The organism is Demequina litorisediminis (genome assembly GCF_030161615.1).
Lineage (GTDB): Bacteria > Actinomycetota > Actinomycetes > Actinomycetales > Demequinaceae > Demequina > Demequina litorisediminis.
Genome location: NZ_BSUN01000001.1, coordinates 95737 through 111150 on the forward strand (window position 1 = coordinate 95737; position 15414 = coordinate 111150).

At 68.2% G+C, this 15414-nt stretch carries 12 protein-coding genes and 4 pseudogenes; 4 read left to right on the forward strand and 12 right to left on the reverse strand.

All coding sequences use genetic code 11. The features are described 5' to 3' along the window. Nucleotides 1-8: 8 nt before the first annotated feature. From QQK48_RS00610 to QQK48_RS20890, 4 genes and pseudogenes are all read right to left on the reverse strand, one after another. Nucleotides 9-2684: pseudogene (locus tag QQK48_RS00610) on the reverse strand (phosphoenolpyruvate carboxylase). A 92-nt stretch (nucleotides 2685-2776) separates the two neighbouring features. Next, on the reverse strand, nucleotides 2777-4090 hold the full coding sequence (locus QQK48_RS00615) for a threonine/serine exporter family protein (RefSeq protein WP_284327129.1): 1314 nt from the start codon (nucleotides 4088-4090) through the stop codon (nucleotides 2777-2779). A gap of 140 nt (nucleotides 4091-4230) precedes the next feature. After that, nucleotides 4231-4581, reverse strand: coding sequence for a hypothetical protein (locus tag QQK48_RS00620; RefSeq protein ID WP_431308259.1), 351 nt, complete (start codon nucleotides 4579-4581; stop codon nucleotides 4231-4233). A 36-nt stretch (nucleotides 4582-4617) separates the two neighbouring features. Then, nucleotides 4618-6721, reverse strand: a pseudogene (locus QQK48_RS20890) (DNA gyrase/topoisomerase IV subunit B). A gap of 126 nt (nucleotides 6722-6847) precedes the next feature. Between QQK48_RS20890 and QQK48_RS00640 the strand changes: the two are divergent. Further along, nucleotides 6848-7714: a tryptophan-rich sensory protein gene (locus tag QQK48_RS00640; protein ID WP_284327131.1), complete on the forward strand. Its 867-nt coding sequence runs from the start codon at nucleotides 6848-6850 to the stop codon at nucleotides 7712-7714. Here the strand turns inward: QQK48_RS00640 and QQK48_RS00645 are convergent. Further along, on the reverse strand, nucleotides 7711-8205 hold the full coding sequence (locus QQK48_RS00645) for a GNAT family N-acetyltransferase (protein ID WP_284327132.1): 495 nt from the start codon (nucleotides 8203-8205) through the stop codon (nucleotides 7711-7713). The two genes, QQK48_RS00640 and QQK48_RS00645, sit on opposite strands and share 4 nt — an antisense overlap. 1 nt (nucleotide 8206) lies before the next feature. Next, nucleotides 8207-8581, reverse strand: a complete 375-nt coding sequence (locus QQK48_RS00650; protein ID WP_284327133.1) for a hypothetical protein — start codon at nucleotides 8579-8581, stop codon at nucleotides 8207-8209. 107 nt (nucleotides 8582-8688) lie between these two features. On the opposite strand from QQK48_RS00650, the gene QQK48_RS00655 reads away from it, so the two are divergent. Together QQK48_RS00655 and QQK48_RS00660 are read left to right on the forward strand one after the other, a co-directional pair. Beyond that, the gene (locus QQK48_RS00655; protein WP_284327134.1) at nucleotides 8689-9069 is read left to right on the forward strand and encodes an alanine:cation symporter family protein; all 381 of its coding nucleotides are present in this window, start codon (nucleotides 8689-8691) and stop codon (nucleotides 9067-9069) included. A gap of 31 nt (nucleotides 9070-9100) precedes the next feature. After that, nucleotides 9101-10090 carry an amino acid carrier protein gene (locus QQK48_RS00660; RefSeq protein ID WP_284329264.1) on the forward strand — a complete coding sequence of 330 codons (990 nt, stop codon included), beginning with the start codon at nucleotides 9101-9103 and terminating at the stop codon, nucleotides 10088-10090. A 160-nt stretch (nucleotides 10091-10250) separates the two neighbouring features. On the opposite strand, the pseudogene QQK48_RS00665 reads toward QQK48_RS00660, so the two are convergent. From QQK48_RS00665 to QQK48_RS00675, 3 genes and pseudogenes are all read right to left on the reverse strand, one after another. Beyond that, nucleotides 10251-11641: pseudogene (locus tag QQK48_RS00665) on the reverse strand (RNA polymerase sigma factor). 126 nt (nucleotides 11642-11767) lie between these two features. Further along, complete coding sequence (locus tag QQK48_RS00670; protein WP_284327135.1) at nucleotides 11768-12196, reverse strand: hypothetical protein; 429 nt, start codon at nucleotides 12194-12196, stop codon at nucleotides 11768-11770. Between the two features lie 275 nt (nucleotides 12197-12471). After that, on the reverse strand, nucleotides 12472-12840 hold the full coding sequence (locus tag QQK48_RS00675) for a DUF4192 family protein (RefSeq protein ID WP_284327136.1): 369 nt from the start codon (nucleotides 12838-12840) through the stop codon (nucleotides 12472-12474). A gap of 133 nt (nucleotides 12841-12973) precedes the next feature. On the opposite strand from QQK48_RS00675, the gene QQK48_RS00680 reads away from it, so the two are divergent. Further along, the gene (locus QQK48_RS00680; RefSeq protein WP_284327137.1) at nucleotides 12974-13981 is read left to right on the forward strand and encodes a polyprenyl synthetase family protein; all 1008 of its coding nucleotides are present in this window, start codon (nucleotides 12974-12976) and stop codon (nucleotides 13979-13981) included. 141 nt (nucleotides 13982-14122) lie between these two features. On the opposite strand, the pseudogene QQK48_RS18600 reads toward QQK48_RS00680, so the two are convergent. The 3 genes and pseudogenes from QQK48_RS18600 to QQK48_RS00690 form a co-directional block, all read right to left on the reverse strand. After that, nucleotides 14123-14353, reverse strand: a pseudogene (locus tag QQK48_RS18600) (Rv2175c family DNA-binding protein); the annotation flags it as partial. A 273-nt stretch (nucleotides 14354-14626) separates the two neighbouring features. Further along, on the reverse strand, nucleotides 14627-14875 hold the full coding sequence (locus tag QQK48_RS00685; protein WP_284327138.1) for a hypothetical protein: 249 nt from the start codon (nucleotides 14873-14875) through the stop codon (nucleotides 14627-14629). Next, nucleotides 14866-15363, reverse strand: a complete 498-nt coding sequence (locus QQK48_RS00690) for a hypothetical protein (RefSeq protein WP_284327139.1) — start codon at nucleotides 15361-15363, stop codon at nucleotides 14866-14868. The genes QQK48_RS00685 and QQK48_RS00690 overlap by 10 nt, the downstream gene beginning before the upstream one ends. Nucleotides 15364-15414 lie beyond the last annotated feature (51 nt).

A 15414-nucleotide genomic window follows, 5' to 3' on the forward strand; every position in this document is an offset into this window, starting at 1 on the left:
GGTGCGGGTCAGCCCGTGTTCTGCACTCCGGCGGAGACACCGTTCACGGTCAGCAGCAACACTTTGCGCACCGCGTCCACGGCGGCCTCGTCGTCCAGCCCGCCTCGCAGAGCGGCAAGCGCCCTCACCTGAATGAGCGACAGCGCATCCACGTAGGGAGCGCGCAGCCTGAACCGCACGTCCCAGCACGCGGCGCTTCGCCAGGGGGCGCTCCGAACCCGTGACGTTGAGTACCCACTCGCGGGTGAGCGCCATCTCGTCGAGCACCATCTGCGCGAGGTCCTCGCGGTCGCCGAGTGCAAGGTAGCGGCTCGCCAGCAGGCTCGTCGGTCTTCGCCAGCGACATCTCGATGTTGTCGAGCAGCGTCGTGAACAGCGGCCACTCGGCATACGCGCGACGCAGTTCAGCAAGATCGCCGTAGGCCTCGAGCGCGCTGCCAAGCCCGTACCACCCGGCGAGATTGATGCGCGCCTGGCTCCAAGAGAACACCCACGGAATCGCGCGCAGATCATCCAGCGAGTTCACGGACAGTCCGCGCTTCGCGGGACGGGAGCCGATGGGCAACAGGCCCAGGCTCCTCGAGCGGCGTCACCTGCGCGAACCACTGCGGGAAGCCATCGGCCTTCACCAACTCGTGGAAACGCGCGCGTGACGTCTCATCCAGCCTGGAGGCAAGGTCCGCGAACGCAGCCGTCGCCTCCGTGTTGCGCTTCTCGACGCTCGGCGAGGCTTGGAGCAGCGTTGCCGCCGCCACCTCCTCGATGTGGCGCTCCGCGATGGTCGCGGTGCCATAGCGAGCGAGAATGACCTCGCCCTGCTCCGTGAGCCAAAGCGGCCGTCCACCGAGCCTGCGGGCTGGGCCATGACCGCACGGTTGGCGGGGCCGCCGCCACGTCCGAGCGCGCCTCCGCGTCCGTGGAACAACGTGAGCACGATGTCGTGGCGCTCCGCCCACTGCGCGATGCGCTGCTGCGCCGAGTGCAGGGCGAGCGTCGCGGACACGGGACCCACGTCCTTCGACGAGTCCGAGTAGCCGAGCATCACCTCGACGCGACGGCCGTTCTCCGCGAGGCGCTTGCGCACCGCAGGGAACTCCAGCATCGCCTCGAGGATCTCCACCGAGTTCTCGAGGTCCTCAAACGTCTCGAACAGCGGGATCGCGTCGATGACGGGCGCATCGCCGTCGCCGAAGGCATGGGCGGCCAGTTCGTAGACCGCCGACAGGTGTTCGGGCGCCTGAGTGAACGACACGATGTAACGGCGCGCGGCGCGGACGCCGTAGCGCTGCTGAACGGCGCCGATGGCCCGATACGTGTCGAGCACCTCACGCGTGCGGGGCTGAAGTTCGCCGTGAACGCCGTTGGCGGCGATGTCGGCAAGGGCCTCCTCGTGCACCTGCGAGTGCTGACGCACCTCGAGTTCGGCGAGGTGGAAGCCAAACGTGCGCACCTGCCAGATGAGCCTGCTGCAACTGGCCGTAGGCGGCGCGGCTGGCGCCCGCCGCCACGAGCGACTCCTGCACCACCGCGAGGTCGTCGACAAGCGCCTCGGGGCTGGCGTACTGCAGGTCCGCGTTGCGCGCCTGCGTAGCGGCCACCCGTGCCGCGACGAACAGCATCGCGGCGCGGTGGGGTTCGTGCGGGGACTCGTTGTCGGCATCGGCGCTCAGAGCACCGTCCAGGCTGGGACTGCCGCTGGCGAAGCGCCAGCAGGGCCGCCGAAGGCGGCGTCGTGGCGTCGTCGAGCGTCAAGGCACGCGCCACCGTCAGCGAGGCCTTCTGCAGCGCCGTCAGCGCGTGCTCGGCGGCGAGCGCCGCCGCGGACCGTGTGATCTCCGCCGTCACGTTGGGGTTGCCGTCGCGGTCGCCGCCGATCCACGAGCCGAGCGACACGAACGGACGCACCAGCGGCTCGGTGCGTCCCGCATCGTCGCCCAGGAGGTAGTCGTCGAGGCGCCGGTAGACACGCGGGAACGTCTCGAACATCGTCGACTCGACCACGGCGAGGGCCGAGCGAACCTCGTCGAGAACCGTGGGCTTCTGCGCACGGATCAGCGAGGTGCGCCACAGTCCGTCGATCTCGGCGAGCAGGGCGCGCTCGCTTTCGGCACCCGTGGTACCGCCGATGTCATCGCCATCGCGAGAATCCAGCAAAGCGGAGATACGGCGGATACCCCCGAGACGGCACGGCGACGCGCCTCAGTCGGGTGCGCCGTCAGCACGGGACGGAACTCCATCGCCTGGACGCGACGCAGCGCCTCGTCGCGGCCCACCTCATCGGCAAGCCTGCGCAAACGCCGCCGAGAGCGAGTCATCCTCCGTCAGGGTCGAGGCGCGGCGCTGCTTCAGCACGCGCACGCGGTGGTGCTCCTCGGCCAGGTTCGCGAGGTGGAAGTAGCACGTAAAGGCCCGTGCCACCTGCTCCGCACGCTCCAGTGAGAAACCCTCGACGAGGGCTTCCGCCTCGTCGAGCGCCACGCGTCCGGTTTCGGGGTCGAGATCGTGCGCCCGAATCGTCAGTTCGCGCAGGCTTTCTCGACATCGGCGAGCAGTGCGTCGCCCCCTGATTCGCGCAGCACACGGCCGAGAAGGCCTCCGAGGAGGCGGACGTCGTCGCGGAGCGGATCGGGAACTTCGTGGCGAGCGAGAGTGCGCTCTGCCGGGGTCAGCGAGTTCTCAGTCACAAGGGCGAGACTACTGGCTCACCGCCCGGTCTTTGCAATCCCCTGGTCTTGGCTTGGTCAAGGAGCGCCCGACGGACGGGCTGATGTGCCGCTCAAGAACCCGTCGCCCACTCGCGGTCCGTCACGAGTTTGGCCGCCACAAGGCCCACCATGATGGACACCATGATGACGCTGACCTCCAGCATGCCTGCCGCAGCGGAGATGTAGTCGCCGGAGTTCAGCGCCACCAGCGCCTCGTGCGCGGGGACGCCGGGAATCATCACAAGGACGGCAGGCACCGACAGCGTGATGACCGGGAATCGTCCGCCCCGCGCGGCCAGCGCCGCCAGGCAGCCCACCAGGAGACACGCAAGGGTGGTCGCCGCCTGGATCTCCAGCCCGGCATCGACAGACCACAGCCGCGCAGTGTTCGCCACGCCGCCGATGCCGGCTGCGGTCAGCGCAAGGCGCCACGGGCTGTTGAACATCAGCGCAAAGCCGAGCACGCCAAGGAACGATGGCACCGCCCACAACAGGAGGTCCACGCCGAGCGACGCATGCTCGACCACGCGGGGTGCCGTCTCGAGGCTGGTGACGAGTGATACCGCCCACACGCTGACCCCGGCGGCCATCACCAGCATCGTCGCGTAGACAATGCGCTGGATCCCCGATTGGACATCGTTCTTGGCCATGTCGAGCGCGCCGGTGATCAGCGCGAACCCAGGGAGGAGGAACAGGACCGAGGAGATGTAGCCCGCGGCGTGGATGGTCAGATCGGGCCCTGACGTGACAGCGCCCACCAGGGCGATGCCCGCGGCATACAGGGCGGTCGCTACCGCGGCGGCCACGAGCGTGACGCCAAACGTGTTGAAGTGTCGGTGCGCGAGGGTCCGCCGTACCTGCTGTCCCGCCATCGCCGCGAGGAAGACGATCAGCACCTCCCACGGCACGCCGCCGTTGAGCACGGCAAATGCGCCACACGCCACGCCCGCCACCGCACTGTTGACCCACCCGGGATAGAGCGCTCCCCTGCCCTCGATCTCGTCGAGGGCACGGTGGACTTCCTGGGGGCTGGTGCGCTCGGGCAGCGTGCGCCGCATGCGGTCCAGGTGCGCGAGGCGGTCCACGTTGACGGCGAACGAGCGGTTCTCCGTCACCTCGGTGCGGAAGATCTTGCCGCGATGCGAGGTGGCCGAGATCGCCGTCATGGACACGTGATTGCTGTGCTCATGGACCCCGAGCGAGTGAGACACGGCCGCCATCGCCTGCTTCACGCGATAGGCGGCGGTACCTGCCGCGAGCATCATCCGTCCCACCCGCAGGATCACGCGGGATTGCTCGATCAACGTCACCGGCTCGAGGGACTCCTCGATCTCGTTGACGGACCGCACCTGCGTGTCGTCGGGCCGCTCCTGCTCGTCGCTCACGTGGTCATTGTGTCAGGCAGGACAGCGAGGATGCCGGTTCAAGGTCCCGCGTCCCAGGGCCGATGCCGTGCCACCGGCACGCTGGAGACTCGCGCGCCCGCCCGTGATGCGCCGCGCCGCGGCGCCTGCGCGTCACGAGTTCAGCGTTTGAGGACCGCAAGTCGCGCGTCGACCGCCGCCTCCCACTGGCGCGCACGGCGGCGTGCCTCGATCACGCCGAGGCCCGAGACGACGGCGAGGCCGATGGCTCCCGCGGCCCACGATGTGCGACGCGTCGCCGCCGCCACGGCCGCCCCGCCGGTAGCGATCACGATGAGGCCGCTCATGGCGAAGTAGGAGCGCGCGTAGGCCTTCATCTCGGCGAGTGCGGCGACATCCGCGCACGCCATGATCGCGTCCACATCCTGGTGGAGCATGAGGCGTGGGCCGGTGCCGGACGCCCCCATGTGAGGCAGTCCGGCGTTGCGGTCAAGGTATGCGGGGTCGCCCATTCACCCAGGTTCGCACGCAGGCGCGCGACGCGCGCCTTACGCGTCGATCTGTGCGAGGTCGAGCGGGCTGCGCCGGCGATGATGAAGTCGCGCCGCGGGCCCACATCGTTGCCCATCAGCAACTCGAACACCCGCTCCGCGGCCTCGGCGTCGTCGGCGGTCACGCGGCGCAAGGTCCGGTGCTCCGGGTCCATCGTGGTCTCCGCCAGGCTGGTCGGCGTCCATCTCGCCAAGACCCTTGTATCGCTGGATGTCCTCGTTGTACTTGCGGCCCTTGCGACGCAGGTCGGCGAGCGTGGTCGCCAACTCCTTCTCCGAGTAGGTGTACACGTACTCCTTCTCCCTGCGTGGCGACCCCTTGACCTCGATGCGATGCAGCGGTGGGACGGCGGCGTAGACACGCCCGGCGTCAATGAGGGGACGCATGTAGCGGAAGAACAACGTGAGAAGCAGCGTACGGATGTGGGCGCCGTCGACATCGGCGTCCGTCATCAGGATGATCTTCCCGTAGCGCGCCTGCTCCAGGTCAAACGTGCGGCCCGAACCGGCGCCAAGGACCTGGATGATGGCGGCGCACTCCGCGTTGTGCAGCATGTCCGTCACGGAGGCCTTCTGCACGTTCAGGATCTTGCCGCGAATGGGGAACAGCGCCTGGAAATCGGAGCGGCGCGCGAGCCTTCGCGGTACCGAGCGCGGAGTCACCCTCGACGATGAACAACTCGGACTGCTGGACGTCGTTGGAGCGACAGTCGGCGAGCCTTGGCAGGCAACGACGAGGTCTCGAGGGCGTTCTTACGCCGCGAGATCTCCTTCTGCTTGCGAGCCGCGACCCGCGCCCGCATCTCCGCCACGATCTTCTCGAGCACGGAGTTTGCCTGCTGCTTGTGGTCGCGCTTGGGGCTGGTGAAGATAGCGTTCAGTTCCGTCTCGACGGTCTTCGCGACGATGGCGCGCACGGGCGTGGTGCCCAAGACCTCCTTGGTCTGACCCTCGAACTGCGGCTCGGGGATACGGACCGTGACGATGGCGGTCAGCCCCGCCATGATGTCGTCCTTCTCGATGCGCTCGGCGCCGTCCTTGCCCGTGAGCCTTGAGACGGCGTGCATTGGTCTCGATGACCTTGCGCATGATCTTCGTCAGACCGGTCTCGAATCCCGCCTGGTGGGTACCGCCCTTGGGCGTCGAGATGATGTTGACGAAGGACCGCACCTCGGTCTCGTAGCCCACGCCCCAACGCAAGGCGATGTCGACCACGCACTCGCGCTCCACTTCTTCGGACACGAGCGCGCCGTCAGCCTTCAGCACCGGCACCGTCTCCTTGTAGGAGCCCTTGCCCTGGATCTCCCAGGTGTCCGTGATACCGGCATCGGTCGCGACGAAGTCCACGAAGTCCTTGGCGCCGCCGTCGTAGCGGAACGACTCCTCGTGGGGCTCAGCGGGGTTGCGCTCATCACGGATCGTCAGCGTCAGTCCCGGGACAAGGAACGCGGTCTGACGTGCGCGCGTCAGCAGGTCCTCATACGAGAACCGCGCGTTCTTGTTGAAGATCTGGCGGTCGGCCCAGTACCGCGTGCGCGTGCCCGTGCGGGCTTTCGCGACCTTGCCGGTGATGTCGATCTGCGAGCCCGTGGTGAAGGGCGCAAACGTCGAGGCGGGGCTGGGGCCGCTCGGGGCATCCGCCCACTGGCCGGGTTCACCCCGACGGAAAGCCATGTGGTGGGTCTGGCCGCCACGGTCTACCCAGACGTCGAGACGCTCACTCAGCGCGTTGACGACGGACGCTCCCACGCCGTGCAGGCCACCCGATGCCGCGTACGAGGAGCCACCAAACTTTCCGCCCGCGTGCAGCCTTGGTCATGACGACCTCAAGCCCGGTCAGACCGGTCTTGGGCTCCACGTCGACGGGGATACCGCGGCCGAAGTCACGCACCTCCACCGAGTCATCGGCGTAGAGGATCACCTCGATGGTGTCACCGTGGCCGCCAAGAGCCTCGTCCACGGAGTTGTCGATGACCTCCCACAGGCAGTGCATGAGGCCACGCGAGTCCGTGGTGCCGATGTACATGCCGGGTCGCTTGCGGACCGCCTCGAGGCCCTCGAGGACGGACAGGTGTCGTGCGGAGTAATCGGATGCTGCCACGGCGACAAGGGTAGACGGCGCCACCGACACGGGCCGACAGGCTCACCGAGCCGGAGCATCGGCCGCACCGCCTCCCTCGGGACTACCAGGAGCCTTGCGAGCGTTGAGAATCGCAAGGAGGGCACCATGACCACGAGGACGACCACAGCGACTGCCACCGCAGCCGACCGGTGGAGACAAGGGACTGTCGCCGCGGGCGCCATCGTCGCCATGGCGGGTGCGGCGTGGGGCTCCGGCGCCTTTGGAGGAACGGCCATCGCCGATGCCGCTGGCGGTGCACTTGACGCCGATGGCACGCTTCTCGCCCCGGCGAGCCCCGCCTTCGGAATATGGTCCGTCATCTACGTCGCGCTGGCCCTCTTTGCGTGTGTCCAGGCGCTGCCGTCGCGGGCGACCGACCCGCGGATGCGGGCGGTCTCGTGGTGGGTACTCGCGTCCATGGTGCTGAACGCGGCCTGGATCGGCGTGGTGCAGGCGGGTGCGCTGTGGGCTTCCGTGGTGGTCATCGTGATGCTCGTCGCCGTCCTCGGCACGATCGCGAGGCGCTTGACCCTCACGGACGCCGCGAATCCTCTCGATCTCGCCGTGACCGAGATCACGGTGGGGCTCTACCTCGGGTGGAGCGCTGTCGCGACGGTCGCGAACATTGCGGCAGCGGGACGCGACGCCGTGGGTGCCGATGCCGCCGAAGGGACGTTGGCGGCCATCCTGGCCCTTGCTGTCGTTGCCGTCATCGCGGCCACAATGGCTGTCGCGCTCCGATGGCGCCCGGCCCTGGCGATGTCGGCCGGACTCGCGATGGCGTGGGGCCTTGGCTGGATCGCTGCCGGTCGTGCCGAGGGCGAACCCCACAACATCGCGGTGATGTGGGCGGCAGGGGTCGCCGCTGCCATCGCTTTTGCGGCACCCTTCGCGGCCTTCGACTTCCGTCGTGACCACCGCCTCGAGCCGGTGGACCTCACCGACGAGGACGTGTCGCAGCGTCGCGCTTAGAGCCCTTCGCCCTCCGGATGGGGCACGTCCGGGCGTCCGCGCACTGTCATCATCGCGACGTTGTCACTCTTGACCCAGAACTCGAGGTCTTCGTACAGCGGCTTGCCCATGGGGGTGGCGTGCAGTTCGACCACCTCGATGCCGCGGGCATCGGTTTCGGCCAGCAGCGCCTCCATCACGATGCGCGCGTAGCCCTTGCGCTGATGTTGGGGCGCGGTCGACACCCACTGGATGTAGCCCATGTGGTGCGCGTGCGCACCTGGCTTCGGCAGTCGGGGGGCGATGTTGACCAGTCCGCAGCAGGCGAGCCCGCCTTCGGGGGCGTCGATCACCATGCCGATGAGGTCCTTGCCGAGGCGGTCGCGCACCAGGCGGGTGGCGTCGACGGCCCACATGGGCGTCGGCTTCGCACCCACGGCCTTATACATCAGGGCGCCGAGATGGACGATCTCGGCGGCATCGGCCGGCGTCGCCTCTCTGACGTCACTCATCTCAGTGCCAGACGACGGCCACGACGATGTTCACGACCGTCAGCGCACCCACGAGCCACCACAGCGTGCGCACGGGAGCAAGGTCGCCGCCGGAGGCGAGAGCGACCCTGGTCTTCTTGCCGCCGGCTTCGGCGAGCCCCGCGATCGCGAGCGCGACGACCAGTTTGACAGCGATCTTGGCGTGGTCGAGGTCGTAGTCGTTCATCTCCGCCACACCCACCAGGAGCAGCCCGGTGAGCACCTGAGCCCTGGCGCCCCACACCATCGTCTGCGTGATGCGCTTCGTGTCGGCACGCCACTGATCGAGGAATGGGCCGATGATGGCCGCCAGGCCAATGATGTGAAGGACCAGCAGCGTGTAGCGCAGGATGTCCATGTGGCGTCTTCCTCCCAGATGAGTTCGGCGTCGATGCTATCGCGGCAAGGGCTCGACGCCCGCACCGCTCGCGGTCACCGACGTCGCGCGATTAGCCTTGCCCCACCATGAACGGCATCGAGCAGGTGATCACCGCGATCTCCCAGGACGTCTGGTGGGTCCTCACGCCCCTGGTCCTGGCGCTGGGATGCTGGTTCACCTATCGCACCGGCTTCGTGCAGGTGACGCTGTTTCCTCGCATGATCGCGACGCTCAAGGACCGCACGCCGCTCGATGCCCAGGGCCGGCCGCAGTCGCTCTCCGCGTTTCAGGCTTTCACTCTCTCGGCAGCGTCTCGGGTAGGCATTGGCAACATCGCGGGCGTGGGGACGGCGATCGCGATCGGTGGGCCAGGTGCGGTCTTTTGGATGTGGGTGATGGCGTGGCTCGGGGCGGCATCGGCCTTCATCGAGGCGTCGCTCGCGCAGGCTGTACAAGCACCGCACTGAGGACGGGTTCCGTGGGGGCCCGGCGTATTACATCCAGCGAGGGCTCGGTTCCCGCCGACTCGCCATCGTGTTTGCCGTCATTCTCATTGTGTCTTCCCCCATCATCATTAACTCGTTGCAGGCGTACACCATCGCGGAGACGGTGGCCGATGCGGTGGGTATGTCCATGGACTCGTGGCTCCCCGTCGCGGTCGGCGTCGTCCTCGCGGGCCTGACCGCGGCCGTCGTATTCGGCGGCGCCCGCCGCATCGCCAAGGTCACGGAGTCCCTGGTGCCGTCGATGGCGCTGCTCTACCTCGTGCTCGGCATCATGGTCATCGCGTCGCACGCAGACCAGATTGGCCCGGTGATGGTGGCCATCGTGGTGGACGCGTTTTCCGGTGAGTCCGTCGCAGGCGGCGCCCTCGGCACCGTGATCGTCACCGGCATCCAGCGTGGCATGTTCTCCAACGAGGCGGGACTTGGCACCGCGCCGAACGCGGCAGCAAGCGCCGCGACGACCCATCCCGTCAAGCAGGGGCTCGTGCAGAGCCTGGGCGTCTACTTCGACACGTTCCTCGTGTGTTCCATCACGGCGTTTATTGTCCTCGTGGCGACTCCTGACCTCGCCGGCGCCCCCATCGGCATCGCGCTCACCCAGGGCGCCGTCGTGTCCACGCTCGGAGCGTGGTCTGGTGGGGCCTTGTCGCTCATCGTGTTCTTGCTCGCGTTCTCGACGATCCTTGGTCTCTACTACTACGGTGAGGCCAACATTGCGTACATCACGTCGAACCCGACGATGATGCTCGCCTACCGCCTGCTGGTGGTGGCGGTGGTGCTGGTCGGCTGCACCCTTAACGCGGGTGCGGTGTGGACGCTCTCGGATCTGGCGCTGGCGATGCTGACCTTGATCAACTTGCCGGTGATTGCCCGGCTGTCGCGCCACGTCGTCGCGCTGCTGAGGGACTACCGCGTGCAGCCTGGCCGCCGGTCACGACCCCATCTTTACCCGCGACAGGCTTCCCGATGCTCCAGGCATTGAGGTGTGGGAGAGCGTCGAATCGGTGGCGGGTCGCGAGCGGCAGGGGCCGTAGGGGCGACTCAGCCGTCGCGTCACCGTTCCACCGTGGGCCGGCGACCCGCACACGACGAAGGGCGCCTCCTCCCGCGTGGGAGAAGGCGCCCTGAGGTCTGCTGGAGGCTTAGTCCAGGTAGTCGCGCAGGACCTGCGACCGCGACGGGTGACGCAGGCTTCGACATCGTCTTCGACTCGATCTGGCGGATACGCTCGCGGGTCACCCCGAACACGCGGCCGATCTCGTCGAGGGTCTTCGGCTGTCCGTCGGTGAGGCCAAAACGCATACCCACCACGCCAGCCTCGCGCTCCGACAGGGTGTCCATCACCTTGCTGAGGCTCCTCCTGGAGAAGAGTGAAGCCCACCGCATCGGCCGGGACAACGGCCTCGGAGTCCTCGATCAGGTCACCGAACTCGCTGTCGCCGTCCTCACCAAGCGGAGTGTGGAGCGAGATGGGCTCGCGGCCGTACTTCTGGACCTCGACCACCTTCTCTGGCGTCATGTCGAGCCTCGGCAGCCAGGCTCCTCAGGGGTGGGCTCACGGCCCAGGTCCTGAAGCATCTGGCGCTGGACACGGGCCAGCTTGTTGATGACCTCGACCATGTGCACGGGGATACGGATGGTGCGGGCCTGGTCGGCCATGGCGCGAGTGATCGCCTGGCGAATCCACCAGGTTGCGTAGGTCGAGAACTTGTAGCCCTTGGTGTAGTCGAACTTCTCGACCGCACGGATGAGACCGAGGTTGCCCTCCTGGATGAGGTCGAGGAAGAGCATGCCTCGACCCGTGTAGCGCTTGGCAAGCGACACGACGAGACGAAGGTTCGCCTCGAGCAGGTGGTTCTTCGCGTGGCGGCCGTCGTTGGCGATCCACTCCAGTTCGGTGCGCATCTTGGGCGCGATCTTCTCACCCGAACCGAGCCTTCTCCTCGGCGAACAGGCCAGCCTCGATGCGCTTGGCGAGGTCCACTTCCTGCTCGGCGTTCAGCAGGGCGACCTTACCGATCTGCTTGAGGTAGTCCTTGACCGGGTCCGCAGTGGCGCCAGCAGTCATGACCTGCTGCACTGGCGCGTCGTCCTCGGCGTTGCCGAGCACGAAGCCGCGGCTGTCGTCCTCGGGCTCGTCCTTACTGGCGGCGCCCTCGGCACCGTCCTCGGGCGTCTCCTCGGCTGCGGCCTCGTCGGCATCGTCGTTCTTGGCGACGTCGTTCTTGGCGACCGCCTTCTTGGCGGGAGCCTTGCGTGCCGCGGGCTTGCGCGCGGGCGCCTTCTTCGGAGCGGCGGCCTTGGCGGCGCCCTCCTCGGTCTCCACCTCGGCCGAAGCGTCGGCGCCCTCGGCCGCAGTGGCCTTCGCGGACGTCGCCTTCGCGGCCTTGCGGGCGGTGGACGTGGCTGCGGTAGTCGTGGCCTTCTCCTTCAGGCTGGGAAGCGCCTGGAAAGACGCGAATCGTGTCACACTTGCGGGCGGTATTCGCCGTGGTGGGCTTGCGACAGGCCGTTCTTCACGCCGCTCCCCCATCGCCCTCGCCGCTATCGCTGGCGCCGTGCCGCGCCTTGCTTGGTCGAGGAAGATGCCGGGAGGCTTCGAGCGCCTCTCGCAATTCCATTCAAGTATAACGACGATGTCCACTCATCCGTTCCCCTCTCACGGCATGTCGACGCCTCTTTGCCACCCCGGGCCAAGACCGACGGCACACATCTCCGCCACCAGGATTGCGAGCGTGTATCCAGCGTCACACGCCAACGCATCACGCGCAAAGGTCGCGGCGCGCCTGATGTCGGCGGACCACCACGCAAGGACCGCTTCGAGCGCATGAATGACTGCACGGTCGCGGCTCCGAGTGACGCGCAGGGCGCGCGCACACCACTCGAAGGCCTGCGCCAGCACCGCCGCGTCCGGCGTGGCCGCGTGGCCCGGACGGAGGGCACCGTCCATCACGCGGTGGACCCCCTCACTCGCGCGTCCCACCAGGACATCGTCGACCACGTCCGCAGTGGCGCCGAGCCAGTGCACGATGAGCGCGTCGCGCACGCGCACATCCTGCAGCGACGCCACCGCCTTGCCCCACGTCACGGAGGCACTGGACTGGTCAGCGTCCCGGATGACCTCCCACGACCTTCGGCACCAGAGATCGCGGTCACCGTCACGCCGACTGGCCCATCGGTCGCCCGCTCGCTGCGCCGATCGTCGTTCATTGGTCGTCGCCGCGGGGATCGCCCGCCTCCCGTGCAATCCGAACGCGGGGCTCAGGCTCGGTGGCAGTGCACGAGCCACAGGTAGATCCCGTCCCGTGGGCGGACAGCATTCGGCGTCATCGCACCATGGCGCCCAATAGCGGGAGCCATCCGTCACCCACGGACTGGGCTCCATCCCCGCCGTCTCCAGTGCGGGCAGGAGTTCATCGAGCGCGGGGCACCACTGGCCAGGCGCGGCGTCAGTCCACCACGGCCATCACCCGTTGTACTCCGTGCCGCGAGGTCACCCGCGAGCAGTGGCGCCACACGAGGCGAGAGTTCCGGCACTGCGAGGTCCGCGCTGTCGACACTCGCCGCACACACCACCATTCCCCGTCCGTCGAGCCCGATCACCACCACCTCCTCCTCGGGTGTTCGACCCAGGAGACCCGGCAGCGCGGCGATGAATTCTCCGGGCCCATGAAGCGTTGTCGTATCCATGCCCCCGATGGTCTGGCGTGGCGCACCCTCAGCGTCGGACACCGCCCGATGCTGTGGATGCCCACCCAGTTGCGGAGGACCTGGGGACGGAGCCGTAGGCTTGCGCGCGTGACAGAGCAGGCTCGCCCAGTGGCGCCACGAGACCGATGCAGCCATCACCGCCACCCTCAAGGCCGTGAGTTCGACGGTGGCCGAGGCAGTGCCCGATGCTCACGAGGTCCTCACGCCCGCGATGCGCTACGCGGCCGGAGGCAAGCGTCTACGTGCGTTGTTGTTGCTCGCTTCGCACGCCGCCCATGGCGGCACAGCCGCCACCGCCGCGGTGCCTCTCGCGGCCGCCCTCGAACTCTTTCAGACTGCCGCGCTGCTGCACGACGACGTGCTGGATGGCTCCGACACACGCCGGGGCGGGCCCGCGGCCCACCGCGAGGTCGAGGCCCTCCATCGCACCATGGGCTGGCATGGCGACTCGGCAGCGTTTGGCGCCGCAGGCGCCATCCTCGCGGGCGACCTCACCCTGATGGCATGCCAACGCGCGGTGAACCGTGCCTGCGCCGCCGCGCCCCGCCAGGCGGTGGTGGTCGCCGACATGTTCTCGGACATGGCCGACCTCGTGACGGCCGGACAATACGCAGACATGCGGGCGGCCGCACAACCCCTCGCCGCACTCCGCCATCAGGAGGCGCAGATTCGCGCCGTGATGCGCGCCAAGACCGCCTCGTACTCCGCGGAGTTTCCGCTCGCCCTTGGCGCCGCAGTTGCCGGTGCCAGCGATGACGCGATGTCAGCCATGCGAAGCATCGGACGCGACCTCGGCGTGGCCTTCCAACTCCGCGACGACGTCCTTGGCCTCGTGGGACGACCCGAGGTCACTGGGAAACCTGCGGGCGACGACGTTCGTGAAGGCAAGCGCACGTTGTTGGCCTGGTACGCCTGGAGCCACGGCGACGGCTCGACGCGGGAAGCCGTCGCTCTCGCCTTCGGCGACCGCGACGCTGACGATGAAGCGGTTGCCTCGGCCGTGGAGGCGATGGTCGACGCGGGGGCTGTCGAGCACGCAGAGCAAGAGATCGCCCATCTGACGCGCGCGGCGCGCTCGGGCCTCGAGGCAGCGGGGCTTTCCGGCATCGGCGCCTCCACTCTTGACACCCTCATCACTCAGGCGGTCGACCGCGAGCACTAGGCCCGACGCCGCCCGCGTCGCTAGAGCAGAGTCTGAGCGACGCGCCTCACCGGAGCGCGCTTGCCAGAGCGCAAGGCGTCCAACGGTGACTCGCCAAGGCTCCTCGTGGAACGTGAGCAACCACTCCACGATTTCGTCGTCCTTGAAGCCGTTATCACGCAGGATCGTCAGCGTCCCCACCAGCGTTGGGAGCACGCGCGTGGACCCGTCGTGCTCCTCGAGGAACCCCGCGGGCAGGTGCCACGCATCGTTGGGGCCCCGCCTGACCGCGACCAGTTCTCCCGTGCGCAGAGCGTCACGCACGTCGGAAGCGCTCACCCCCCACGCGTCGGCGAAGTCGGGTACGGGCAGCCAGGAAACGTCGTCAGTCACTCCCCCAGTCTAGGAGGGATCTCACATCGGCATGCCTTGCAGTCGTCCCAGGGGTGAACTACAGTCACTTGAGTCACATTTGTCACATGAGACACATCAGCCCCTGGAGGAGTCGGTCGTGGGACGTTCCGTAGACATGAAACGCGCCGCTCGCGGCGCAGCGGTGGCCGCAGGCGCCGCTTTCGCCATCACCGCCACCGGCGCCATTCCATCGGTCGCGGCCGACGAGCACCGCGTCGCCCCTGGCGACACCGTGTCCGCGCTCGCGGTGCGCTACGGCACCTCGGTCCAGCGCATCGTCGACGCCAACCACCTCGGCGGCAACGCCATGATCGTCATCGGCCAGACCCTCACCATTCCGTCGGTGACGGCCGCCACCCCGGCGTCAGCCGCCACGAAGGCCGCTGGCACCCACACCGTCACCGCTGGCGACACCGTCTGGGACCTCGCCAAGAAGTACGGCACCACCGTGTCCGCCATCACCAAGGCCAACTCCCTCGGCTCCAGCGCGTCTATCCGCATCGGCCAGAAGGCTCTCCATCCCCGGCGCCAGCGGCACCACGACCGTCAGCACTGGCTCGACCGCCACGAACGCCGCCGGCACCCACACCGTCACCGCTGGCGACACCGTCTGGGACCTCGCCAAGAAGTACGGCACCACCGTGTCCGCCATCACCAAGGCCAACTCCCTCGGCTCCAGCGCGTCTATCCGCATCGGCCAGAAGGCTCTCCATCCCCGGCGCCAGCGGCACCACGACCGTCAGCACTGGCTCGACCGCCACGAACGCCGCCGGCACCCACACCGTCACCGCTGGCGACACCGTCTGGGACCTCGCCAAGAAGTACGGCACCACCGTGTCCGCCATCACCAAGGCCAACTCCCTCGGCTCCAGCGCCTCCATCCGCATCGGCCAAAAGCTCTCCATCCCCGGCGCCAGCAGCAGCAGCAGCACCACCACCGTCAGCACGGTGTCCCACACCGTGACCTCGAGCGGCGCGACCCTCGCCACGGAGAACAACCTTTCCAGGCTTTGGCGGGACCACCTCCTCGTACACGGTCG

Coding starts and splice junctions, on each gene's coding strand:
- QQK48_RS00640 (WP_284327131.1), top strand. CDS start 6,848: ATGACCACGAGGACGACCACAGCGACTGCCACCGCAGCCGACCGGTGG.
- QQK48_RS00620 (WP_431308259.1), bottom strand. CDS start 4,581: ATGGGCGACCCCGCATACCTTGACCGCAACGCCGGACTGCCTCACATG.
- QQK48_RS00645 (WP_284327132.1), bottom strand. CDS start 8,205: ATGAGTGACGTCAGAGAGGCGACGCCGGCCGATGCCGCCGAGATCGTC.
- QQK48_RS00655 (WP_284327134.1), top strand. CDS start 8,689: ATGAACGGCATCGAGCAGGTGATCACCGCGATCTCCCAGGACGTCTGG.
- QQK48_RS00650 (WP_284327133.1), bottom strand. CDS start 8,581: ATGGACATCCTGCGCTACACGCTGCTGGTCCTTCACATCATTGGCCTG.
- QQK48_RS00685 (WP_284327138.1), bottom strand. CDS start 14,875: ATGCGGATAGACGCGCTGGAGCCGAGGGAGTTGGCCTTGGTGATGGCG.